Source organism: Isoptericola aurantiacus (assembly GCF_044769875.1).
Taxonomy (GTDB): domain Bacteria; phylum Actinomycetota; class Actinomycetes; order Actinomycetales; family Cellulomonadaceae; genus Isoptericola; species Isoptericola aurantiacus.
Genome location: NZ_JBJBAE010000001.1, coordinates 1,104,614 through 1,128,853, shown reverse-complemented (window position 1 = coordinate 1,128,853; position 24,240 = coordinate 1,104,614). Strand labels below are relative to the sequence as shown.

Here is a 24,240-nt window from a genome sequence, read left to right as displayed (position 1 = left end):
TCAGTCGCTCCACTTCGCGGTCAGCTTGAAGTACACGGCGGACAGGACGGCGAGCACGACGGCGAGCATCAGGCTCAGCGCGGTGGCGGCCCCGTAGTCGCCGCGCCCCCCGAACGCGTAGTTGTAGATCATGAGCAGGATCGTGGTGGTGGAGCTTGCCGGTCCCCCGCCGGTGAGCAGGTAGGGCTCGGTGAACACCTGGGCGGTCCCGATGATCTGCAGGATGAACGTGATGAACAGGATCCCGCGCAGCTGCGGCAGCGTGACGTGCCAGATCTTGCCCCACACCCCGGCGCCGTCGACCTCGGCGGCGTCGTACAGCTCGGGGGCGACGCCGGTCAGCGCGGCCAGGTAGATGATGACGGTCCCACCGGCGGCGGACCAGGTGGCCACGAGCACGAGCGAGGGCATCGCGGTGGACGGGTCCTGCAGCCACGGGAACGGCCCGAGCCCGACCCAGCCGAGGATGGTGTTGAACAGACCGGAGTCGGAGGCGTCGTAGAAGGTCTTCCACAGCAGCACCGCCACGACGGGCGGCACCACGACGGGCAGGTAGGCCAGCGCGGAGTACAGCCCCTTGGCGCGGCGCACCTCGCTCATGAGCACGGCGGCGACCAGCGGCACCGGGTACCCGAACAGCAGCGCCAGGACGGCGAAGTACAGGGTGTTGGTCACCGCGGTGGCCAGCATCGGGTCGCCGAGCACGTAGGTGAAGTTGTCCAGCCCGACCCACTCGGCAGGCTGGACGAGGTTGGTGTGCTGGAAGCTCATGACGACCGCGCGCACGATCGGGTACCAGGAGAACAAGCCGAAGACGACGATCAGCGGCAGGGCGATCACGAGCGTGCTCAGCCCACCGCCGCGCACCCAGGTCGACGGGGTGCCCGCGCGACGGCGGCGGTGCGGCACGGAGGGCGGGACCACGGCCTCGGCCGACGTGCCCGGGGCGGGCGCCCCGCCGTCGGGCACCGTGGTGGTGCCCGACGACGGGGTGCTCGTGGCGGAGAAGGCCATCGTCGATCAGCCTCGGTCGATGAGGGTCTGGACGTTCGCCTCGGCGTCGGCGAGCAGCGCCGCGATGTCGGCGTCCTCGTCGGTCAGGACGGCCTGCACGACGGGGTCGAGGGCGGCGTACAGGTCCTGGGTGGCGACCGGCGGCTCCGGCTCCAGCGGCTGGTCGTAGATGTTGTCGCTGTACGGCGCGAACTGCTCGAGCGGGACGTTGATGTAGTCGGCGATCCACTCCTGCGACTCGTCGTACGTCGCCTGGTCGAACACCGGCAGGATCGGCGCGCCGACGGGCTGCCCCTGGTCGGCGACGGCCTGGGCGTCCGCGACGGCGGCGTCCGGGTCGGTCAGCTTGGACATGTAGAAGAAGTCGATCCACTTCACCGCCGCGGCCTGCTCGGCGTCGGAGGCCTTGGCGTTGACCGCGGCGAGCGTACCGCCACCGAGCGCCGCGGCGTCGTCGCCCTCGAGCGGGAGCACGGTGACGCCGTAGTCGTCGGGGTTCATGGCGTTCTGCGTCACCAGGTTGCCGTAGTCGCCGCCGCCGGAGATGAACATGCCGATCTTGCCGGCGCCGAAGTCGGCGTGGCTGGTGCCCCAGTCGTAGAGGAACTCGTCACCCATCGAGTCGTCGTCCCAGCGCATCGACTGCAGGTACTCCAGCGCCTCGGCGTACTCCGGGGTGTCCACGGTGGCCGAGACGGTCTCCCCGTCGACGGACTCGCCGCGTCCCCCCATGGCGTAGACCATCGTGGTCAGGATCCACCCGCCGGTGTTCGACGCCGTCATCTGGGCGTAGCCCGTGGCGCCCGTCTTCTCGGAGATCGCGGCCGCGGCGTCACGGACCTCGTCCCAGGTGCTGGGCGGGTCGTCCGGGTCCAGACCCGCCTCGGTGAACAGCGCACGGTTGTAGTGCAGGCCCTGGCCGTAGGCGGCGATCGGGACCGCCCACATCCCGCCGTCCGGTGCCTGGCCGGCCGCGGCGACGTTCTCGTTGAACTCACCGGCGTACGGCAGCTCGGCCACCAGGCCCGAGACGTCGGCGATCTGCTCGCGCTCGATGAGCCCCCGGCCGTCGGTGAACGGCACGGTGAAGACGTCAGGGAGGGTGCCGCCGGCGAGGTCCGCGGCGAACGTGGTGCCCACCCAGGTGTACTCCTGGGTCTCCACGGTGATGTCCGGGTACTCGGTCTTGAACTCGTCGACGCGGGTGTTGATCGCCTCGACAGCCCCCTCCTCGAGGCCCTCGTCGATCGCGACCTGGATCGTCACGGGTTCGTCGGCCGTCTCTTCCGCGGTCTGTTCGGCGTCCGCCGGGGCGTCGCCGTCGTCCGAGCTGCACGCCGCCAGCGTGGCGCCCAGGGTCAGCACACCCACGAGGGTGAGCGCGGTCTTGCGTCGCGATGACTTCATCGTCACTCCTTGGTTGGTCCGCACGCGGCGTGCGGAGTCTTCGGGTCGGTCGGTGGACGTCCGGTCGCACCGGCCGGTCGTGCCGGGTCCGGTGCTCACGGCCGGTACCAGACGGCGGTGTCGGGCGGGAGCGTGCCGTCGTGCAGGGGTCCGGAGGCGAGCACGACGTCGGCACCCGCGGGCAGCGGGAGCGCTGCGGCGCCGAGGTTGACGGCGCAGACCAGCGAGCCGTCGTCGTCGGTGCCGCCCGGACGCGGATCCGGGGCGCTGCGCGCGAACGCCAGCACGTCCTCGCCGGCCCCCGGCAGGCTCACCCAGGTCAGCCGGTCGCCGGACAGCGCCGGTTCGGCGCGGCGGGTGGCGAGCATGCGCCGGTAGAGGGTGAGCATCGAGCCGGGGTCGGCCTCCTGAGCCTCGACCGAGAGCTCACCCCAGCCCTCGGGCAGCGGGAGCCACGGGTCGGCCGCGGCGTCCTCGGGCGAGAAGCCGGCGGAGCGCCCCGCGCGGGTCCACGGGATCGGGACCCGGCACCCGTCGCGGCCGGGGTCGACCCCCTCGGAGCGGAAGTGCATCGGGTCCTGGATGGCCTCGCGCGGGACCTCGACCTCCGGCAGCCCGAGCTCGTCACCCTGGTAGACGTACAGGCTCCCGGGCAGCGCCCCCGTCAGGAGCGCCGCGGCCCGGGCCCGGCGCGCGCCGAGGGTGAGGTCCGTGGGCGTGCCGAACCGCTTGGTCGAGAAGTCGAACGACGTGTCCTCGCGGCCGTACCGGGTCACCGGCCGGGTGATGTCGTGGTTGGACAGCACCCAGGTGGGCGGCGCACCGACCGGCGCGTGGGCCTCGAGCGTGGTGCGGATCGCCTCGCGCAGCTCCTTGGCGTCCCAGGGCCGGGTCATGAAGTCGAAGTTGAAGGCCGTGTGCATCTCGTCGGGGCGCAGGTAGAGCGCGAACCTGGCGGGGTCCGGGAGCCAGATCTCGCCGACCAGCACGCGCTCGTCACCGTAGGAGTCCGCGACCGCGCGCCACGAACGGTAGATGTCGTGCAGCTCGTCGCGGTCCAGGTGCGGGTGCTCCCCCGCCCCCCAGGTGCCCGGGACCTCGGGGAACGCCGGGTCCTTGACCGGCATCGCGGCGGAGTCGATGCGGATGCCCGCGGCCCCGCGGTCGAACCAGAAGCGCAGGATCTCGGTGTGCTCGCGGCGCACGTCGGGGTGGTTCCAGTTGAGGTCCGGCTGCTCGGGCGTGAAGAGGTGCAGGTACCACTGCCCGGGTGTGCCGTCGGGGTTCGTGGTGCGCGTCCACGTGGTGCCCTGGAAGCTGGACACCCAGTCGGTGGGCATCCGGTCGCCGTCGGGGCCCCGGCCCTCGCGGAACCAGAACCGTTCGCGCTCCGGCGAGCCCGGACCGGCCGCGAGCGCCTCGCGGAACCAGGCGTGCTGGTCGGAGACGTGGTTGGGGACGACGTCGATGATCGTCCGGATGCCCAGCTCGCGGGCCTCGGCGATGAGCGTCTCGGCCTGCGCCAGCGTGCCGAACGCGGGGTCGATGGCCCGGTAGTCGGCGACGTCGTACCCGCCGTCCGCGAGAGGTGAGGCGTACCAGGGCGTGAACCAGACGGCGTCGACCCCGAGGTCGCGCAGGTAGGTCAGGTGCTCCCGGACGCCGGCGAGGTCGCCCGTGCCGTCGCCGTCGCCGTCGGCGAAGGACCGCGGGTAGACCTGGTAGATCACCGCGTCCCGCCACCACGGGCGTGCTTGCTCGTCGCTCACCGGTGAGCCTCTCTGTCGAAACGTCGTCGCTGCCGTTCTCGCTGCGCATGACAGTAACCATGCGACAGGTTCTACGCAAGAACTCGACAGTGCCGTTATCGAACCGCGACATTGGACCGAAACGATTCGGTGATGACGGCGCCGGGGGCGCATCATGGGGCGGGAGGCGCGCGACCGGGAGCGGTGGGCGCGAGCACCGAGGGCACGACCACGACCACGGCGACGACGGCGGCGGCGACGACGGCGGCGGCGACGACGACGGCGGCGGCGACGACGGCGGCGGCGACGGCGGCGGCCACGCCGCGCCGCGGAAGGCCTCGGGGCCCCGGTGGGCCCCGAGGAGGGCTCAGGCGGTGGCGCGCGGCGCGGCGGCCGTGGAACGGCGCACCACGAGCTCGGGCTCGAAGAGCAGCTCGTCGCGCGAGACCTCGGCGCCGGCGATCATGCTGGCCAGCAGGTCCACCGCAGCACGTCCCATCGCGTCGATGGGCTGGCGGACCGTCGTGAGCGCCGGATCGGTGGAGTTCATCAGGGCGGAGTCGTCGTAGCCGACGACGGAGACGTCGCCCGGCACCTCGAGCCCGGCCCGGCGCACGGCCCGGATCGCCCCGAGGGCCAGGGGGTCCGAGGCGCACAGGATCGCCGTGGCGCCGGCATCGAGCAGGCGGTTGGTCGCCGCCTGGCCGCTCTCCAGGGAGTACTGGCTGTGCACCACGAGCGGGTCGGGCAGGTCGAGGCCGTGCCGCTGCGCGAACCCGCGGGCCGCGGCCAGCTTGCGCTCCGAGGGCACGTGGTCCTCCGGCCCGAGCAGCAGCCCGATGCGCTCGTGCCCCATGGACACCAGGTGCTCCAGCGCCTGGTGCGTGGCCACGAGGTCGTCGCAGGAGACGTGCGGGAAGTCCAGGGTCTCGATCGAGGCGTTGATGAGCACCACGGGCAGGTTGAGCGCGTCGAGGCGCTCGTAGTGGGTGTGGTCCGCCTCCCGCTCGGCGTAGAAGCCGCCGGCGAAGATGACGCCGGAGACCTGCTGGCCGAGCAGCAGGTCGATGTACTCGGCCTCGCTGATACCGCCCGCCGTCCGCGTGCACAGCACCGGGGTGAACCCCTGCTGCGCCAGCGCACCGCCGACGACCTCGGCGAACGCCGGGAAGATCGGGTTGGCCAGCTCGGGCAGGACGAGGCCGACCAGCCGGTTGCGGTCGCCGCGGAGCTTCGTGGGCCGTTCGTAGCCGAGCACGTCGAGCGCGGTGAGCACGGCGTCGCGCGTCGCCTGGGAGACCCCGGGCTTGCCGTTGAGCACGCGGCTCACGGTCGCCTCGCTGACACCCACCTTCGCGGCCACGTCGGCCAGTCGCCTCGACATGTTCCGAGGCTACACGGGCACCGCAAGGATCTTGCGCACCTTGCGTCGCCCGAGGCGTTCGACGGCGCAACGCACGTCCCGACCTCCCGCGACTCGGCCGGACCGCAGAACTTCCCGGTCCGTGCGCGCAAGAACTCAACAGCGTCACGACGGAAAATGACAGTGTGTTGAGAATCTGGCATCACACCGCTAGTTTCGAGTCAGCGGCACCGTCGCCGCTGCCGGCGGCAGCCGGCATGCCCGAGAGGACTGCACGATGACGTTCCAGCTACCTCCACGCACCGCCCCGATCCCCGGACCCGGCGGCCGCCGCACGGCCGGGCGCCGCCGAGCGGCCGTCGCCCTCGCGACCACGCTCGCCCTGACCGCGACGCTCGCCGGCGCCCCCTCCGCCGTCGCCCACCACCGGCCGGACCGCCACGACACGGCCGTGGTGACCCGGGCGGCCCTGGACCCCGGGCTGGTCGCCGGACGGGGAGCCGACGTCGGCTTCGTCGAGCAGGAGGCGGAGCACGCCGCCACGACCGGCACGGTGCTCCCACCCGACCGGACCCCGTACACGCTCGCCTCGGAGGCCTCGGGACGGTCCGCCGTCCAGCTCCGGCCCGGGGAGCACGTCCAGCTCACCCTGCCGGCCGCCGCGAACGCGGTCACCGTGCGCTACTCGATCCCCGACGCCGCGGACGGCGGTGGCATCATCTCGCCCCTGGACGTCCGGGTCCTGCGGGACCACGGCCGGTTCACGACCCCGGCGGGGCCTCGGCACCGCATGGAGCTGACCTCCGAGTACTCCTGGCTCTACAACACCTATCCCTTCACGAACGACCCGCAGGCCGACCTCCTCCAGCCGGACTGGTGGCTGACCGAGTGTGCCTGCGTCCCCGGGGAGTCGGACCCGGAGTGGTTGACCACGCCGTTCCGCCCGCACCACTTCTACGACGAGCAGCGGCTGCTGCTCGGGCGCACCTACCCGGCGGGGTCCCTCGTCCGGCTCGAGGTCCCGCCGGGGGCCACGGCCGACGTCACCACCATCGACCTGCTCGACTCCGAGCTCGTCGACCGCCCCGCACCGCGACCCCGCGGATCGGTCAGCGTGGTCCGCTTCGGGGCCGACCCGAGCGGCCGGCGCGACTCGGGCGCCGCGTTCCAGCGCGCCGTCGACTGGGCCTCCGCCCACGACCGCACCCTGTGGATCCCGCGCGGCACGTTCCAGGTGAACCGGCACGTCGTCGTCGACGACGTGACCGTCGTGGGAGCCGGCAGCTGGTACTCGATCGTGCGCGGCCACGAGGTGGCGCTCGACGGGCCGACCGACGACGGCTCGGTGCACACCGGCGTCGGGTTCTACGGGCGCTGGGCCGCCGACGGCGGGTCGCACGACGTCCACCTGTCCGGGTTCGCGATCGAGGGCGACGTCCGCGAGCGCATCGACACCGACCAGGTCAACGGCGTCGGCGGCGCGATGAGCGACTCGACGCTCACCGACCTGTACATCCACCACACCAAGGTGGGGGTGTGGTTCGACGGCCCCATGGACGGCACGCACGTGACCGACGTCGTGATCACCGACCAGATCGGCGACGGCGTCAACTTCCACACGGGGGTGACCGGGTCGTCGGTGACGGACAGCTTCTTCCGCAACACCGGCGACGACGCGCTGGCGATGTGGGCCGACGCCGAGCAGAACGTGGGCAACACGTTCGCCCGCAACACCGTGCAGTCCCCCGTGCTCGCCAACGGCATCGCGATCTACGGCGGCCGGGACATCGCCGTCGTGGGCAACCTGGTCGCCGACCCGGTGCGCGAGGGCTCGGCGCTGCACGCGGGCGCCCGGTTCGGGGCGCTGCCGTTCGAGGGGACGCTGACGTTCCGCGACAACACGACGGTGCGGGCCGGTGGGCTCGACCTGAACTGGAACATCGGGCTGGGGGCCATCTGGTTCTACGCGCTGGACCGCGGCATCGACGCCGACGTCCAGGTGTCCGGGGACCACTACCTCGACAGCACCTACAACGCGATCATGCTGGTCACGGAGTACGGCGTGAAGGACGAGTACGCCATCGACGGCGTGTCGTTCCGGGACGTGCGGGTCGACGGCGCCGGGACGTCGGTGGTCAGCGCGCGCACCGCCGGATCGGCGTCCTTCGAGAACGTCGACGTGCGCCACGTCGGGTGGGCCGGGGTGAACAACTGCGGCGCCTTCACCTGGGACTTCGCGAACGGCTCGGAGTTCGTGCTCACCGACCTGGGCGACAACGACGGCGAGACCGTCACGCCGTGGGGTGACGGACCCGCGAGCTGGCTGAGCCGGTACACGCCGAACACGATCAGCTGTCAGGACGCCCCGCCCGTGGTCGAGCCCCCGGCACCGGCCCCCTGGTGACCGGCGTCTCCCCGGCGGACCTGGGTCGGTCCGCCGGGGAGACGGCCTCCGGGCGGGTCGGGCGACGCGCAGATCTCACCCGCAAACCGCCCGGTCGGTTTGCTAGGCTCGGCGCACGCCGTCAAGGAGGACGCCGATGACCGACACCGCACGGACCGCGCAGGACGCCACGCCGAGACCCCCGGTGTCCGAGGACACCCTCGACACCCGGCTGGGGGCGTTCCCCGCCGTCGTCGAGGACGGCCTCGTCCGCCTTCGCAACATCAGGTACGCCCGCGCCGCACGGTTCGCTCCCCCGGCGCCGGTCCCGCCCGACGCGTCCGAGTCCGCCGGTCGGCAGCACGTGCGCTATGCCTGCCCGCAGCCGCCCAGCCCGGCCGACCAGGTCTACGGACCCCAGCTGGACGGCGTCACCTTCACCGAGGACTGCCTGCGGCTGAGCATCACGCGGCCCGTCGAGGTCTCCGCACCCCTGCCGGTCATGGTGTGGGTCCACGGCGGCGCCTACGTCTCCGGCGCCGGGGACCTCGGCGGCTACGACCCGGCCGCGCTGGTCCGCGAGCAGGACGTCGTGGTCGTCACCGTCACCTACCGGCTCGGTGCGCTCGGGTTCCTCGGTACGGGGGCGCCCGACGACGGCGGAACGGCCGGCGGCGGAACGGCCGGACGCACCGACGCGGACGACGCCGGTCCCGCACCGCGCGCGGCCAACCTCGGGCTGCTCGACGTGATCAGCGCGCTGCGCTGGGTCCGCGAGCACGTCGCGGCCTTCGGCGGCGACCCCGACCGGATCACCGCGTTCGGTCAGTCCGCGGGCGCCGACCTGCTCTCCCACGTCCTGGGCGCTGACGGCACCGAGGACCTGGTCCACCGGATGATCCTGCAGTCCGGTCCGTTCGGGGTCCGCGGCGGGCGCGAGGAGATCCACGACCGGCTCGTGACCGAGACGCACGGGCTCCGGGCCGACGGCCCGGTCGACGAGGTCCTGGCCGCCCAGCTCGGTGCGGCCGCGGCGGTGGCCGGCATGAACGATCGTGCGGGGATGCCGTTCGCCCCGGAGTACGGCCGGGCGCCGCTGCCCCCGGAGGCCGACTTCCTGGCCGCGTGGCGGCGTCGGGCACCGCGGCTCGAGCTGCTGGTGACGTGGACGTCCCAGGAGGGCCGGGCGTTCGTCCAGCTCGACCCGAAGGGCCGCGCGCTGCGGGACAAGCGCGTCGTCGGACGGGCGCTGTTCGCCCTCGTGTCGCGGCGGGTGACCGACACCCTGTTCCGCCGCGGATCGAAGGCCTTCGCCCGCGGCATGGCCGACGCCGGGGCCGCGGTGGTCGCTGCGGAGCTCACGACCCGGCCCGTGGGCAACCCGCTGGGCGCCACCCACGCCGTCGAGCTCGGCCTGCTCTTCCCGAACACCGGCCGGTGGGCCGAGGCGCCGGTCGTCGGGCCCGACGGCGCCCGCACGCTCATCGAGGCGGGCCGGGAGCTGCGCGCTGCCTGGGCGGAGTTCGCCCGCACGGGGCGGCTCGCCGCCGACCGGGCCGACGTCGGTCCCGGGTGGACCGGCCGGCTCCGGGTGACCCGCCGCTCCTGACCCGGCGCGCCGCCGTGCCCACCCGCTGCGCCGTCCCCCTCGACGTTGTGGGTATGAAATTGACGGCCCTCCAGTGGTGGAGGGCCGTCAATTTCATACCCACAACGTCAGGGGTGGGACGTCAGGAGGTCAGCCGGCGCTCACCTGCCACGGACCCCACGACGAGGTGCCCGGCTCCTGGTTCCGCGTCCACCACTGGGCCGTGTACGTCACCCCGTCGTGGACCACCACGTCACCCGCGGTGAAGATCCGCGACGGCGTCCAGACCGCGACCCCGTCCGAGGTCTCGGCGATCTCCTGCCACGGACCGTACGGCTCCCCCGGGGCCTGGTTCTTCGTCCACCAGGTCGCCTCGAACAGCGCACCCTCGAACGTCACCCGGTCACCCGCGGTGTACACCGTGCCCGCATCCCAGACCGGCAAGCAGGCCTCGTTCGAGTCACCCTTCGTCCACGTCCACGACTCCGGGTTCTTCGTCGACGACGGCTTGTCGCTCAGGATGTAGCCAGGCAACGGAGTCGCCACCACCTTCACCCCGCCGTCCTTCTTGCGGGTCTCGACGTACTCCACGCCCTCCACCTCAGGAAGCGGAGCAGCGGTGACGTTCGCCGGACCACACTCATCGGTCCACGTCGGACGCACCGGCGTCACCTCGATGAGCTCCGGCTCCGGCGCCGAACGGTCCACCGCCGCCGCCCAGGACAGCATCGGCGACTGTGAGTTCGTGGCCCGCAGCCGGATCGTCACAGGGCCGTCCGCGGCGAGCTCGACGTCGTAGGACAGCACCTCGCCGGGGTTGCCGTTGTCGAGGGTGACGGTCCCGACCTCGTGGGTCTCGCCGTCGTAGTCGAGCAGCACGTCCGCGCTGCGGGCGTTGCCCGGCCACCAGGAGTAGCTCCCGGCGGCGACGGTGTGCTCCCCGGCGGGCAGGGTGAAGGTGTAGGACACCTCGGCCCCGACCTGGTTGGCCGTGTACATGCCCGTGGTGGTCGTCTTGGAGTAGTCCCCCGCGACGATCCCCTTGTAGCTGATCGACCGGTTGCCCGCGGCGTCCTGGGCCCAGTGGCCCCAGTCCGCCCCGTCCTCGGCCACCTGGTCGGGGGCGTCGTTGACGAGGCCACCCACCAGGTCGTCGATGGCGAGGTACGCCGGCGAGTCGAAGCCCAGCGTCCCGCCCGCGGTGCCGTTGACGTCCGCGAACGCCTCCGTCCCCGCCGGCACCACCTCGACCTGCGCCGTCGTGGCCGCGGTGCCGTACGAGCCCGGCACCACGACCGTGTCCCAGGCCCCGTCGAACGACACGGCCGCGGTGTCCCACGTGACGGGGACCTCGCGGGTCGTGCCGTCGGTGAGCTCGGCCTCGAGCGTGGCCGGCAGGTCGGGCGTCTCGCCGACGTAGGTCGCCGTCGAGACCGGTTCCAGGGTGACGATCCGACCGGCGACCGGCGCGGACGCCGCCCGGAGCCTGTCCACGAGCTGGACCGCGCCGACGCCGTCGAGCCGGTAGGCCTCCGGATCGGCGACGGCGTCACCTGCGGCGTCGATGGTGCGCTGCAGCAGCGTCCAGTCGGCGTCGGTGTAGTCGTCGGTGCGCTCCACGTCCTCGGCGGTGGCGAGCGCGGCGGCGAGGGCCGCCGTGTCCGTCGCCACGGAGGCCGGGGTCGAGATCACGCCGACGGCGTCCACCAGCAGGGTCCCGGAGATCACCGTGAGGGTCACGGTGTGCTCGCCCCAGGGCAGGCCGCGCAGCTCGTAGGCCTGCTGGAACTGGCCGGAGTCGCGGGTCGCCTGGTTGGCGGCGAGGGTCTCGCCGTCGACGGAAACGTCGAGGCGGGCAGAGCCGTCGTTCGCGCCGAGGATCTCCAGCCCGGAGCCGGTGAACGTGTACGTCAGCGACGCGCCGTCGGCCTGGCTGACCGATGTGGACCGCATGTACTCGTACATCGAGCCGCCGTTGGCGTGCTTCCACGCACCGTCGTAGACGAGCTGCGTGGCCGGCGGGTCGGCCAGGTCGTTCATCTCGAGGTCGTCGAGGTAGGCACCGTAGTACGGCACCTCGTCGGCCACCCGCTCCACCGTCAGGTCGTCGAACTGCGTCCAGTGGAACCCGCTGGCGAGGTCCACCCAGCCGGACTGCACGGGCTCCGGGTCGGTCCAGGCGAACACCTGGGCGCCGTCGACCCAGCCGGTGACCTCGTCACCCGCGACCTGCACGGACAGCTCGTGCCACGCCGCGGGGTCGAGCCCGTCGAGGGTGCCCGAGTCGATGACGGACCCGAACCGCACGAGCTGCCAGCCGCCGTCGGAGACCAGCTTGAGCGCGTAGGGCGTGCCGTTGAGGTTGTTCGAGCTGCCGCCACCGCTCGAGCGGGCACCGAGCGCGGCGTAGTTGTCACCGGCGGCCTCCCGCTCGAACCGGACGTCCACGGTGGCCCGGTAGTTCGTCCATCGGCGGTCGCCGACGGCGGTGATCGGGTCGCCGCCGTTCCACGCCCCGCCGACGCCGGTCCCCTCGCGGTCGACCTGCTGACGCAGCACGCGTTCGCCGTCGTCGGCCAGGTAGGCCTCGAAGGTTCCGTTGCGGTCCCAGGTGTACAGCGGGATCGCCCCGGTGTCGCCACCGCGGGACTCGGTGAAGTCCTCGGTCGCGCCGGTCGGCTCACCGTCGGCGCCGATCACGGGCACCGTCTTGTCGGTGTAGTCGAAATCGTCCGACCAGAGCACGCCGTCGTCGGACTGCGACCCGGCGTCGAGCACCGTGCGCTCGCCCTCGACCGGCAGCGGGCTGGCCCACGACGCGTCGTCGGAGACGTCCAGCGAGGTGACCGTGGCGATGGAGAACGGCTCCACCGTGACGGTGTACCCGCCGCGGGCGTCCGCCGCGACGTCGGCGACGTGCTGCTTGTACTGCGCGTCGAACGCCTCGCCGTCCTCGGCCGCGCGGGTCTCCCACAGCGCGAGCTGCGGGTCGTCGCCGAGGTCGAGGTGCTGCGGCGTGATGCGGTAGGTGTGCGGCTCCTCGGAGTCGTTGACCAGCACCGTCGAGAAGTCGGAGCGGTCCGGCGCGGCGAGCGTCAGGTAGTTCGGACCACCGTTGCGGCCGCTCACCGGGTTGGTGCCGGACGCCGTCGTCGTGCTGGCCTCCGGCACGGCCCGCCAGATGCCGGCGGTGTTGTCGTCGTTCTCCCACCCGGTCTCGGCGAAGCTCGTGAAGTGCTGCAGGATCGCCAGGCCGGCGTCGTAGTGCATCCAGCCGGACCACGGGTCGCGAGCGCTGACGAGCTCCTTGAAGGAGTACTGCCCGCCCTCGTAGAACGACCCGATCGCCGGCTGGTAGATGAAGTGCGTGCGGCGCGAGTTCACGAACCCCTTGACGATGGTGTTGGCCATCTCCAGGGAGCTGCCGGTGCCACCGATGCCGGTGCCCTCGACGGTGGGGTCGGCGGTGTTGTTGTTCGGCCGGAACGAGGAGTTGCTGAACGTCGCCTGCGCCTCGGAGTTCCAGATCTGGGTGTCGAGCTCGTCCGCGAGCCGCGTGAAGTTCCCGCCACCGTCGTCGTTGGTGTTGTAGTGGAACCCGGCGGCGTCGACGGCGTCGCGCAGGTCGGCGTCCGCGACCATCTCGTCGCCGAAGGTGCCGGTGCCGACCTCGTCGGAGATGACCACCTTGATCTGGTGGAACAGGTCCGCCTCGCCGTCGCGGAATCCCGCGAGCGCCGGGTCGTCGCTGACGTATCCCGTGGTGTCGGTGCTGACCCGCTCGGCGTACTCCTGGGTCCAGTCCAGATCCGCGGCGTGCTCGTTCACGCCGGGGTTCACGTAGTCGACCATGTAGCCGTACTCGCGGTACGCGGCCAGGATCGTGTTCTTGTACCAGTCGTAGATCTCGTCGTCCGAGTCCGCCCAGGGCACCGCGTTCCAGCGCAGGATCGACACCTGGAGGTCGGGGTTGACCTTCGTGGCGTCCGCGGCGAGCTGGAAGCCCGGGTGGCGGCGCACGTTCGCGGGCTCGTCCGCGGTCCGCATCGTGGCGACGTCGGAGCCCGTGGAGTTGTTGCGGTCGTCGCCCATCTCGATCTTGACGTGGTCCATGATCGGGTGGTCGCCGCCGAACAGGACCTGCAGGAGCTCGGCGTACGCCTCGGGGTGCTCGGACTTGTAGTCCATGAGCACGGCACTCGTGGAGTTCGCGCTGAGCACGCCGAACCCCTTGAAGGTCAGGCCGTTCACGTTGTCCGCGGCGACGTCGTCGCCGTCCACCGTGATCTCGGTGGCGTCGGCGGGCACGGCGGCCGCGGCGTCGTCGATCGCTTCCTCGGCGTCGCCGGCTGCGATCGCGAACCAGCTGATCGACGGCGCCTCGCCCGCGGTCTGCGTGTACGCGAGGCGGACGTCGCTCGCCCCGGCGGGGATGTCGAACGCGTCGGTCTCCAGCAGGCGGCTCTCGGTCCCGCCGACCGTGCTCAGCGTGGCCTCGTCGAGCGTGGTGCTCTCCTGCGCGCCGTCCACCGTGTAGGTCACCACGGGCGTGATGCCGCGCAGCCGGTCCTGGCCGTTGTAGAACTCGAAGAAGCCGCTGGACAGCGTGTAGGTGCCCGGGTCGAGGTCGAGCCGGAACGTGATGGCGTCACCGTTGGTGCGCGCGCCCAGCTCGTCCTTGTCGTAGGCGGCCAGGGTGTCGGTGTCGTACGGGTCCGGGTCGCCTCCGGGCACGGAGATCTTGTAGTTGTGCTCGGCGTCGGAGGTCCAGCCCCAGACGGTCTCGCCGTCGACGTACTCCTGGTCGGGGACGTCGTTGACGAGCGTGCCGTCGTCGAGCGTCGCCGCGGCGTCGTACGCGCTCGACGGCGTGAGGCCGGTCGAGTAGGGACGGTCCTGCGAGTCGCCGTTGCGGCCGGCATCCACGAAGTAGACGAGGGGGTTGTCCGCGGGCGCGAGCACCTCGACCTGGGCGGTGACCGTGCCCCCGTCGACGGTTCCGGTCACGGGCACGGTCGTGTACGGCACGGCGAAGGTGTCGGCGTCGATGTCCCAGCTGACGGGGTGGTCCGCGGTGCCGTCGTTCAGGGTGGCGGGCAGCGACGTCCCGGCGCGGGAGTCGGCGCCGAGGTGGGCGGCGGCGGCGATGGTCTCCGGCAGCTCGGCCGCCGAGGCCGTGCCGGTCGCGGCGAGCGAGGCCGCCAGGAGACTGCCGGTGAGCAGTCCCGACACGGCAGCGCGTGGTCGTCTCATGGGTCGTTCCTTCCCCGTTGAAGTGCCGACGCCGGCGCCCCGGGCGCGACGGTCGTCCTCGACCGTGCACGGCATCGCTCTGCCCGCACCCACTCCGTGATCGTTTATGATCGTTTGAGATAGAACGAGCGCGTTCACCGGTGACGATAGGCGGACGCCGCAGAGAGTGTCCATGGAAACGACGCGCATGATCACAAACGATCAGCACAAAGTCGTGGCGCGGGCCGTGCCACGGCGGACGTCGCCGTGGTCGGCGGCACCCGGGACGTGGGACCCTGACGCGGACAGGGGCGACCGATCGAGGAGGACGTGTGAGTTCCGGGACCGACCACCGCTCCACCCTGCCGGCGGAGCGCCGCGGCCACCTGCTCGAGGCGCTGCGACGTGACGGCGTCCTGCGGGTCGCCGAGCTGACCGAGGACCTCGGGGTCACCGCCGTGACGGTGCGCCGCGACATCGTCCAGCTCGAGCGCGAAGGGCTGCTGCGCCGCGTGCACGGCGGGGCCGTGTCCGTCGACGCCCCGGCAGGTCCCGCCGTCGGGGGCCCGTCGGCGCCCCCTACCGGCACGGCCGACGGAGCAGTCCCCGAGCGACCCGTCACCGGCACGATCGGCGTGCTCGTCCCCTCCCTCGACTACTACTGGCCCGGCGTCGTGCGCGGCATGGAGGACGAGGCCCGCCGGCACGGCCTGCGCGTGGTGCTGCGCGGGTCCTCCTACGACGCCGACGACGAGGGCCCGGCGATCGAGCGGCTCGCCCAGACCGAGCACCTGCGCGGCCTGATCCTGGCACCGCGCGTCGACGGACGGCAGGGCAGCGAGCTCGCCCGCCGGCTCGTGGACTCCGGCGTCCCGCACGTCCTGGTGGAGCGCGAGGCGGCCCTGGCCCCGCACCGCGAGGCGGTGGAGTCCGTGGTCTCCGACCACGCCCTCGGAGCCCTGATGGCCGTCCACCACCTCGCCGACCTGGGCCACCGCCGGGTCGGGCTCGTGCTGTCCCGCGAGTCCCCGACGTCGCGCAAGGTCGCCGCCGGCTGGCGTGCGGCCTGTGCCGAGCTGGGACTGTCCACGGACGAGCACTTCGAGCGGCTCGCTCCCGACCGTCACACCCCCGAGTTCCCGGGGCTCGTCGACGAGGTCGTCGCCACGGCGCTGGCCTCGGGCACCACGGCACTGCTCGTGCACTCCGACCCCGAGGCGTCCGCCGTCGCGCAGCGTGTCATGGACCGCGGGCTGTCCGTGCCGGGGGACCTGTCCGTCATCGCCTACGACGACGAGGTGGCCGGCCTGTTCAGCCCCGCCATGACCGCCGTGCGCCCGCCGCGCGACGCCGTCGGCCGGGCCGCCGTCGACCTGCTGGTCAAGCGGCTCGACGACCCGGCACGGCCCGTGCACCGCATCGCGATCAGCCCACGCCTCATGATCCGCGAGTCGACCGGTCCGGCACCCTCCTGACCCGAGGTGGTTGCCCGGGGTACCGTCGAACGGTCCAGACCGAGCTGACCCGGAGGCACCGTGCAGATCACCGCCGAGCAGGGCGACATCACCACCGCGCAGGTCGACGCCGTCGTCAACGCCGCCAACTCCACGCTGCTCGGGGGTGGCGGGGTCGACGGCGCGATCCACACCGCGGCCGGCCCCCGGCTGCTCGAGGCCTGCGAGGAGCTGCGGCGCACCACCCTGCCGGACGGGCTCGGGGTGGGCGACGCCGTCGTGACGCCCGGCTTCGACCTGCCGGCCGCGTGGGTGGTGCACACCGTCGGGCCGAACCGGCACCGGGGCGAGACCGACCCCGACCTGCTGACCTCCTGCTTCCGACAGTCCCTCGGGGTGGCGGCGGACGCCAAGTCGCGCACGGTCGCGTTCCCCGCGGTCAGCGCGGGGGCCTACGGCTGGGACGCCGACGACGTCGCGCGGATCGCCCTCGAGGCCGTCCGCGCCTGGGACGACGAGAACCCCGCCGCGATCGACGCGGTGCGGTTCGTGCTGTTCAGCGCGGGCGTGCTGGGGGCGTTCGAGCGGGCGCTCGAGGGGTGACGCCCGGCACGCCCGGAGCAGGGCGTGCCGGGCGCCGTCGCTCCCGGGAGCGGGACCGGGGCGACGTCCAGCAGAGCGCCCGGCGGCTGCGCTCGCCGTCCGGCTGCTCGGCGTCCTGCCCCTCCTTCCGCCACGAGGTGGCCCGCGGATGCACCCGGGAGACGATCGGTGCGCGCGGGCTCAGCGCCGCTTCCTCGGCGCGGCGCTGCTCGGCCGGTCCGCGTCGAGGGTGGTGACGTCGCCGAACTCCGTCCTGCGGTGCCGCACGCGCCGGTTGTAGAGCCAGGTCAGGAAGGACAGCGTGAGTCCGACGACCAGGAGCCCTGCCGCGATGACGTACTGCTCCTGCTGCTCCGCGCTGCGTGCCCAGGGCCCGGCGAGGAACGCACAGGTCAGCGCACCCAGCACCGCGAGCGGCGACCAGGTCCGGAAGTGCCGATGCTCCACGGGACGACGGCGCAGCACCAGCAGCGCGACGTTGACGACGGTGAACACGCACAGCAGCAGCAGCGAGGTGGTGCCACCCAGCAGGCTGACGGCGTCGGCGCCGGACGCACTGCCGCTGGCGCGCACCACGTAGACGATGAGCCCGTAGGAGATGGCCGTGGTCACCACGATGGCGACCCAGGGGGTGCGCCGTCGGGGGTGGACCCGCCCGAACGCGCGCGGCAGCGTGCCCTGGTTCGCCAGGCCGTACAGCAGCCGGGAGGCCATGAGCATGTTGATGAGGGCCGAGTTCGCCACGGCGAACATGCCGATGAACGGGAAGAGGACGTCGAACGGCAGGTCGGGCACGCCCGCCGCGACCACCTGCGTCAGCGCCGACGCCCGTTCGGGATCGGTCAGGTCCCCGACGGGCACCAGCGCCACGGCCGTGACGGCGACGAGGACGTAGATGAGACCGGTCAGGGACAGACCGGTGATCATCATGCGGGGGAAGTCCTTGACCGGGTCCTGGCACTCCTCGGCCATGTTCACCGAGTCCTCGAACCCCACCATCGCGAAGAAGGCCAGGGTGGTGGCGGCCGTGACCGCGACGAACACGCCCTTGTCGTCGGCGGACTCGAAGACGACCACCCGGGAGAAGTCGGCACGGCCCTGGGTCATCCCCCACAGCCCCACGAAGATGACCAGCAGCAGGCCCGACAGCTCGACGAGCGTGAGCACCACGTTCGCCCGGACGCTCTCGGACACGCCGCGGAAGTTCACCAGGGCCACCAGCGTCATGAACCCGAGCGCGATCGCGAGCAGTCCCCCGCCGCCGTCCTGCAGCCCCAGGCCGAACCCGTCGTTGAGGAATCCGGCGAACGCGTTGGAGGCGGTCGACGCGGACGTGATGCCCGAGCTCATGACCATGAACGCGATGACGAAGGTCAGCAGGTGGATGCCGAACGCCTTGTGGGTGTAGAGCGCCGCGCCGGCCGCCTGCGGGTACTTGGTCACCAGCTCCAGGTAGGAGAACGCGGTGAGCGTCGCGACCGCGAACGCCAGGAGGAACGGCGCCCACGCGGCACCACCGACCTCCCCGGCCACCTCGCCGGTCAGGGCGTACACCCCGGTGCCGAGGATGTCCCCGACGATGAACAACAGCAGCAGCTTGCGTCCCATCACCCGGCGCAGGCCCGGTGGGTCGCCGGCCTCCGGGGCCGGGGCGGCGGGTTCCGTCGGACTCACCACGTGCCTCCTCGCGTCGCAAGGCGTGTCCCACGAGGGGGCGCGCTCACCCCATGAGAACCCCGGGGCGCCGGGAGCGCTCGCCGAACCCTCGTCCGGAAGCCGTTCAAGCGCTTCCACCTGCGCGTTCATCGCGCCTGACCTGGTTCGATACGGCATCGTAGGCAGTACGGCGCGCCGGCCGGCGCGCCGCGGCGAGGTCGGAGGTCTGCTCGGTGCGACGGACGGTGGTCACGGGGATCGGGGCGGTCACGCCCCTCGGACTGACCGCGGACGACACCTGGCGGGCCCTGCTGGCCGGGAGGTCCGGCGTCGTGGCGCTCCGCGACGCCTGGGCGGCCGAGCTCCCGGTCCGCATCGCCGCACGCGTCGACGACGCGTTCGCCGACGGCATCTCACCGCGGGAGCAGAGGCGGCTCGACCGCAGCGAGCAGCTCGCTCTCGCGGCCGGGCGTCAGGCCTGGGCCGACGCCGGTGCTCCCGCCGTCGATCCGGAGCGGCTCGGGGTCGCCGTCGGCACCGCCAACGGCGGGTTCGGCACCACGGTCGCTCAGGCCGACCAGTTCCGTGCCGGCGGTCACCGTCGCGTCAGCCCGCACGCGGTGACCATGGTGATGCCGAACGGCCCGGCCGCGTGGCTGTCCATCGACCTCGGTGCCAAGGCGGGCGCGCGGGCACCGGTCAGCGCCTGCGCCGCGGGCGTCGAGGCGATCCTCGCGGCCCGCTCGATGATCCGCGACGACCAGGCCGACGTCGTCGTGTGCGGGGGCGCCGAGGCCAGCCTGGTCGACCTGTGCCTGTCCGGGTTCGCCCGGGCGCGGGCCATGTCCACGCGCAACGACGACCCGCCGGCGGCGTCGCGACCCTTCGACGTCGACCGTGACGGCTTCGTCATGGGCGAGGGTTCGGTCCTGCTCGTGCTCGAGGCCGAGGAGCACGCCCGGGCGCGGGGCGCCACGGTGCTGGGCGCCGTCGACGGCGGGGCCCTGACCTCGGACGCCCATGACATCGTGGGCGGCGAGCCGGAGAACCAGGCGCGCACGATCGGCCTGGCGCTGCGCTCGGCGGGCCTGGAGCCGGCGGACGTGGGCCTCGTGCACGCGCACGCCACCTCGACACCCGCCGGGGACGTCAACGAGGCGGACGCCCTGCGGTCGGTCTTCGGCACACCACCACCCGTGACGGCGACCAAGGCCTCGACGGGTCATCTCATGGGGGCCGCCGGGGCTCTCGGCACGCTCGCGGCCCTGCTCGCCCTGCGTGACGGCGTCGTCCCGCCCACCATCAACCTGGACTCGCCGGACCCGGCGGTCGACCTCGACGTCGTCACCGCCCCGAGGCCGACGACGGCGCAGCACGCGCTGGTCGACGCCTTCGGGTTCGGCGGGCACAGCGCGTCCCTGGTGGTCTCGCGCTCCTGACCCGCGTCCTTCGTCGCGCCCGACCGCCGCGCCGTCCCCCCCGACGTTGTGGGTATGAAATTGACGGCCCTCCAGTGGTGGAAGGCCGTCAATTTCATACCCACAACGTCAGGGGTGGGATGTCAGGAGGTCAGCCGGCGCTCACCTGCCACGGACCCCACGACGAGGTGCCCGGCTCCTGGTTCCGCGTCCACCACTGGGCCGTGTACGTCACCCCGTCATGGGAGACGACGTCACCCGCGGTGAAGATCCGCGACGCCGTCCAGATCGCCACACCATCGGTCTCGGCGATCTCCTGCCACGACGAGTACGGCGAAGCACCCGGCGTCTGGTCCTTCGTCCACCAGGTCGCCTCGAACACCGACCCCTCGAAGACCACCCGGTCACCCGCGGTGTACACCGTCGAAGCGTCCCAGACCGGCCAGCACGCCTCGTTCGAGTCACCCTTCGTCCACGTCCACGACTCCGGGTTCTTCGTCACCGACGGCTTGTCCGACAAGACATAACCCGGCAGCGGCGTCGCCACCACCTTCACCCCACCGTCCTTCTTGCGGGACTCGACATACTCCACGCCCTCGACCACCGGCAGCGGAGCACCCGTGACGTTCCCCGGACCACACTCGTCGGTCCAGGTCGGCGCCACCGGCGTCACCTCGATGAGCTCCGGCTCGCTGTTGATCGGCTGCGCCAACCGCGAGACGGTGATCCGGTCGACGATCGGGGCCCACCGCGAGCGCAGCGGGAAGTCCGGCCAGTCGTCCGAGGCGTAGGTCTCGCCGTCGAAGTTCGTCGCCTCCTCGGAACGCAGGGTGAGCTCGTTCTGCCCGGCGACGAGGTCGACCACGACGGTCTTCTCCCAGAAGTTGTTCGCGTGGAACGAGTGGGGGAACGCGACGGAGAACGGCTCGCCGCCGTTGACCGACAGGTCGGCGAACCGAGCGATCGGGTCGGGGTTGTAGTGCGACGCCGGCGACTGCTCCGGGTTGGAGTACCGCACGACGACGGCGTGCTGGCCCGTCTCGGCGGCGTCCACGTGGAACGTGAGCGTGTTGTCGTTGCCGGGCTCTCCCCCGACGCCGGTGACGGCGGCGCCGCCCTCGGCCAGGGAGTACTCGGCCACGGACGCGTCGCCGGCGAGCTCGGCGTCCTCGGCCTGGTACTCGGTGGCCTCTAGCGTGCCGTCGCCCGGGGCCACCGCGAGGCGGTCCAGGGTGAGTCCGCCGGCACCACCGGTGACGACGATCTTGTTGACGCCGCCGGCCAGGTGCGCCGCGACCTGCTGAGCGTCGGCGAGGTCGAGCACGTCCTCGTCGTTGACGCTCAGCGTCCCGCCGCCGACCGTGCCGAGGACGTCCGCCCCGAGGTGCGCCTCGCCGTCGACCGGCGAGTACACCCAGAACGTCGCGGAGTCACCCTCGGCGAGCTCGACGGCGCCCGGCCCGGAGGCGTCGGACACCTCGTAGGTGGCGGTCGCGCCGTCGAGCACGGCGGTCTCGGCCTCGTACACCGACGTCGCGGCCTCCGGGTTCGGCAGGGCGAGAGTGATGCGGTCGATGATCGCGTCCCCCTGCGTGGCGCCGGAGCCGTCGAGGCTCTGCGCGGCCAGCGAGACGGTGTGCGTGCCGGCGGTCAGCTCGACCGTGGTGTCGGCGTGGTCCCACACGACCCATTTGTAGGCCAGCGGCAGGAAGATCTCCTGCTCGGCCCCGCCGTCGACCCGGACGAACACGTTGGTCGGGCCCTGCTCGGCCACCCGGTCGAAGGTGTTGAGCGTGCTGGCGAACACCGACAGGTCGTAGGTGCCGTCCTCGGGCACCGTGACCTCGAAGTCGAGGACGCCGTCCGACCCGGTCCGCAGACCCCCGACGTTGTAGCCGCCGGAGGTGTAGAACTTTCCGACGTCCTGCGGCGAGCCCTCCGGGCCGTTGCGCGAGTATCCGCCCCCGGAGTACTCGGCGTCCTCGGCCTCGTAGCTGCCCTGCCAGAGCGTCGGGGTCGACGCCGTGGTCTCCCCCGCACCGACGGGCGTGATGATCAGCTCGTAGGCGCTGGACTCGTCGAGCTCCGGCAGCTGCGAGCCGTCGAAGGTCACCGTCGCGGTGCCGTCGTCGACCGGGACGACGAGGTCGGCCAGGTGCCGCGGCTGGGCGGAGTCGCCGAGCTGGCCGGTCCAGGGGATCTCCCGGGCGGTGACGCGCACCTGGTCCCCGAAGACGTCGGAGGGCACGTTCACCAGGTCGACCGGGGCGGTGCCGTCCTGCCCGCCGAGGATGACGCGTGCCTGGCGCTGCTGCTCGTCGAGCGTGGCCACCCCCTGCAGGCTGTAGTTCTGGCCCGGGTAGGGCGGGGTGACCTCTACGGTGTGGCCGGTCATGCGGCTGTAGGCGTTGTACAGCCACCACTGGCCGTTGCCCCGGTTGGACTCGACGGCGGAGTCGGAGAGGTTTCCGTCGATGTTCCAGTAGGCGATGTCGGCGTCGACCTTCGAGTCCTCGATGGCGGAGATCCACTGGATCATCTGCCCGGGGACCGAGGTGTGGTAGTTGAACGCGTACTCGTTGATGTTGATCGGGAGCTCGGTGCCCTCGTGCTCCGTGCCGGCGAAGACGTCGGCCTCCCAGTCCCGGTACGTCGCCACGGACTCGCGGATGGCCTGGGGGTGCGACAGCTCGTGCCAGGTGACGACCTCCGGCACCGTGCCGGCCTCCACCGTGTGCTCCATGAAACCCTTGACCTGGTCGTACAGGATGCTCGTGTTCGGCCCGGCGATGCGCGCGTCGGGCATCCGGTCCTTGATCACGGCGTTGACCCGGTCCCAGGCGGCGAAGTAGTCGGTCGGGTCGTCCAGCCACGAGGTTCCGTCGTAGCTCCACTCGCCGGTGCCGAACATGTTGCCCTCGGGCTCGTTGAAGGGCACGAAGACGACGTTGTCCTGGTACTCCTGCGGCATCCGGAGCACCTGGTCGACCTGCGTGGCGATCTTCTCGACGAACGTGTCGAGCTTCTCCTGGGGGGTGTCCCCGGGCCACTGGTACGGGAACCCGCGATGGATGTCGGTCATGTACACGTAGACGTCGCCGTCGGTGGCGTCGGCCAGCGGTCGCACCACTTCCAGCGCGTCGGCGCCCGGGTGCTGCGGGCCGTCCTGCGCCTTGGTGGAGACGGTCCGCACCCCCATGCCCTCGATGAGGTTGTCGCTCGGCAGCCCGTCGCCGTAGAGGCCGTAGAGCGTCCCGGAGGCACCGCCGTGGAAGGCGCCGGTGTCGGTGCCGAGGTCGACCTTGAGCTCGCCGCGGGTGACGGTGACCTCGGCGGTCACCGGGGTGCCGGCGGCGTCCCCGGCGACGGTGAAGGTCCCGGAGGTCTCGTAGTCGGCGGGGTCGACGTCGTCCCAGGTGACCGGCACGTCCCGATCGTAGCCGTCGGACCAGGACGCCCGGACGGCGGCCGGCAGGTCGGGTGCGGACCCGGCCGAGGTGCGGACCTCGACGACGTCGGTGCGCAGCGCCTCGAGCGTCGGGACGGTCCCACCGAGCTCCTCGGTCAGCTCGGCCACCTGGGCGGCGTCGAGGGCCGAGCGGTAGATCCGGAAGTCGTCCACGGCCCCGTCGAGCGCGGGGTCGGGGTAGAAGGAGCGGCCGATGAACCCGGCCTGCGCGGCGGCGTCGGTGAGCAGGTCGGTCCCCGCCACGGACGTGTCGGCGGCACCGACGGCCACCCCGTCGAGGTAGGTGGTGACCCGGCCGGCAGCGGAGTCGAGGGTGACGGTCAGCGTGACCCAGTCCCCGGCCTCCAGCGGGCCGTAGCCGGTGACCTGCGACTCTCCGCCGGCGCCGCCGCTGGTGACGGCGGTGCGCAGGTCCCCGCCGTTCGACGGCGTGGTGAACAGGTAGCGGCTCGTGTCCGTGCCGAGGTCGAAGACCCGCTGCCAGGGGCCGCCGTCGCCGTCCCAGCGCACCTGGGTGGACACCGTCAGGTCGTCGGCGCCCTCGATGGCGCCGCGCGGGATGACGACGTGGCCACCCAGGAGGTCCAGGGCCGCGGTGTCGCCGGCGCCGTCGATGACGGCGGTGTTCCCGGCGATCGTCCCGTCGAGCCCGTTGCCGGAGGAGTCCGGCAGGGTCGAGCCGTCGACGTCGTCCATCGAGTAGTGCAGGTCGGGCTCGGGTACGGCGGCGGCCGCGGGGGCCGCGACGGCCCCGCCGAACACGCCGGCACCGAGCACCGTGGCCGCGGTCAACGCCGCGGTCGTGCGTCGCGGCGAACGCCGCGGTGGTGTCGTCCTCATGACCATGAGTACCTTTCGTCGTCGCGCGCCTCGTCGTGCGCGTCTCGAACCTCGTCGTACGAGCT

At 72.3% G+C, this 24,240-nt stretch carries 13 protein-coding genes; 5 read left to right on the top strand and 8 right to left on the bottom strand.

From position 1 onward, the window contains the following. The 5 genes from ACIQLL_RS05145 to ACIQLL_RS05125 all read right to left on the bottom strand — a co-directional run bounded on the left by ACIQLL_RS05145 (position 1) and on the right by ACIQLL_RS05125 (position 5,553). On the bottom strand, positions 1 to 1,014 hold the full coding sequence (locus ACIQLL_RS05145; protein ID WP_402464015.1) for a carbohydrate ABC transporter permease: 1,014 nt from the start codon (positions 1,012 to 1,014) through the stop codon (positions 1 to 3). Positions 1,015 to 1,020: 6 nt separating this feature from the next. After that, a complete protein-coding gene (locus tag ACIQLL_RS05140; protein ID WP_402464013.1) occupies positions 1,021 to 2,421 on the bottom strand; it encodes an ABC transporter substrate-binding protein in 1,401 nt (466 codons plus the stop codon). Positions 2,422 to 2,516: 95 nt separating this feature from the next. After that, positions 2,517 to 4,343: a glycoside hydrolase family 13 protein gene (locus ACIQLL_RS05135; protein WP_402464626.1), complete on the bottom strand. Its 1,827-nt coding sequence runs from the start codon at positions 4,341 to 4,343 to the stop codon at positions 2,517 to 2,519. After that, positions 4,343 to 4,489, bottom strand: coding sequence for a hypothetical protein (locus tag ACIQLL_RS05130; protein ID WP_402464011.1), 147 nt, complete (start codon positions 4,487 to 4,489; stop codon positions 4,343 to 4,345). Before ACIQLL_RS05130 ends, ACIQLL_RS05135 begins: the two co-directional genes overlap by 1 nt. Positions 4,490 to 4,536: 47 nt before the next feature. Continuing rightward, positions 4,537 to 5,553 (bottom strand): LacI family DNA-binding transcriptional regulator, encoded by a 1,017-nt coding sequence (locus tag ACIQLL_RS05125; RefSeq protein WP_402464009.1) that lies wholly within the window; start codon positions 5,551 to 5,553, stop codon positions 4,537 to 4,539. Between the two features lie 256 nt (positions 5,554 to 5,809). Between ACIQLL_RS05125 and ACIQLL_RS05120 the strand changes: the two genes are divergently transcribed. Together ACIQLL_RS05120 and ACIQLL_RS05115 are read left to right on the top strand one after the other, a co-directional pair. Continuing rightward, positions 5,810 to 7,936, top strand: a complete 2,127-nt coding sequence (locus ACIQLL_RS05120) for a glycosyl hydrolase family 28-related protein (protein ID WP_402464007.1) — start codon at positions 5,810 to 5,812, stop codon at positions 7,934 to 7,936. A gap of 136 nt (positions 7,937 to 8,072) precedes the next feature. Beyond that, positions 8,073 to 9,524, top strand: coding sequence for a carboxylesterase family protein (locus tag ACIQLL_RS05115; RefSeq protein WP_402464006.1), 1,452 nt, complete (start codon positions 8,073 to 8,075; stop codon positions 9,522 to 9,524). Between the two features lie 129 nt (positions 9,525 to 9,653). Here ACIQLL_RS05115 and ACIQLL_RS05110 read toward each other — a convergent pair whose 3' ends face one another. Beyond that, entirely contained in the window at positions 9,654 to 14,756 is a 5,103-nt protein-coding gene (locus ACIQLL_RS05110; protein WP_402464004.1) for a carbohydrate-binding protein, read from the bottom strand. Between the two features lie 311 nt (positions 14,757 to 15,067). Here ACIQLL_RS05110 and ACIQLL_RS05105 point away from each other — a divergent pair, with 311 nt between their 5' ends. Both ACIQLL_RS05105 and ACIQLL_RS05100 read left to right on the top strand, forming a co-directional pair. Next, positions 15,068 to 16,210, top strand: a complete 1,143-nt coding sequence (locus tag ACIQLL_RS05105; RefSeq protein WP_402464002.1) for a substrate-binding domain-containing protein — start codon at positions 15,068 to 15,070, stop codon at positions 16,208 to 16,210. Between the two features lie 60 nt (positions 16,211 to 16,270). Continuing rightward, positions 16,271 to 16,792: an O-acetyl-ADP-ribose deacetylase gene (locus tag ACIQLL_RS05100; RefSeq protein ID WP_402464000.1), complete on the top strand. Its 522-nt coding sequence runs from the start codon at positions 16,271 to 16,273 to the stop codon at positions 16,790 to 16,792. Between the two features lie 180 nt (positions 16,793 to 16,972). Here the strand turns inward: ACIQLL_RS05100 and ACIQLL_RS05095 are convergent, their stop codons facing one another. Beyond that, positions 16,973 to 18,466, bottom strand: coding sequence for an APC family permease (locus ACIQLL_RS05095; protein ID WP_402463998.1), 1,494 nt, complete (start codon positions 18,464 to 18,466; stop codon positions 16,973 to 16,975). Positions 18,467 to 18,681: 215 nt separating this feature from the next. On the opposite strand from ACIQLL_RS05095, the gene ACIQLL_RS05090 reads away from it, so the two are divergent. Next, on the top strand, positions 18,682 to 19,887 hold the full coding sequence (locus tag ACIQLL_RS05090) for a beta-ketoacyl-[acyl-carrier-protein] synthase family protein (protein ID WP_402463996.1): 1,206 nt from the start codon (positions 18,682 to 18,684) through the stop codon (positions 19,885 to 19,887). Positions 19,888 to 20,017: 130 nt separating this feature from the next. Here the strand turns inward: ACIQLL_RS05090 and ACIQLL_RS05085 are convergent, their stop codons facing one another. Next, the gene (locus ACIQLL_RS05085; RefSeq protein WP_402463994.1) at positions 20,018 to 24,175 is read right to left on the bottom strand and encodes a LamG-like jellyroll fold domain-containing protein; all 4,158 of its coding nucleotides are present in this window, start codon (positions 24,173 to 24,175) and stop codon (positions 20,018 to 20,020) included. Positions 24,176 to 24,240 lie beyond the last annotated feature (65 nt).

Excerpts from the sequence above, each read along its gene's own strand:
- ACIQLL_RS05115 (WP_402464006.1), top strand. The coding sequence starts at position 8,073 with ATGACCGACACCGCACGGACCGCGCAGGACGCCACGCCGAGACCCCCG.
- ACIQLL_RS05140 (WP_402464013.1), bottom strand. The coding sequence starts at position 2,421 with ATGAAGTCATCGCGACGCAAGACCGCGCTCACCCTCGTGGGTGTGCTG.
- ACIQLL_RS05120 (WP_402464007.1), top strand. The coding sequence starts at position 5,810 with ATGACGTTCCAGCTACCTCCACGCACCGCCCCGATCCCCGGACCCGGC.
- ACIQLL_RS05135 (WP_402464626.1), bottom strand. The coding sequence starts at position 4,343 with ATGCGCCCCCGGCGCCGTCATCACCGAATCGTTTCGGTCCAATGTCGC.
- ACIQLL_RS05145 (WP_402464015.1), bottom strand. The coding sequence starts at position 1,014 with ATGGCCTTCTCCGCCACGAGCACCCCGTCGTCGGGCACCACCACGGTG.
- ACIQLL_RS05125 (WP_402464009.1), bottom strand. The coding sequence starts at position 5,553 with ATGTCGAGGCGACTGGCCGACGTGGCCGCGAAGGTGGGTGTCAGCGAG.
- ACIQLL_RS05110 (WP_402464004.1), bottom strand. The coding sequence starts at position 14,756 with ATGAGACGACCACGCGCTGCCGTGTCGGGACTGCTCACCGGCAGTCTC.
- ACIQLL_RS05085 (WP_402463994.1), bottom strand. The coding sequence starts at position 24,175 with ATGAGGACGACACCACCGCGGCGTTCGCCGCGACGCACGACCGCGGCG.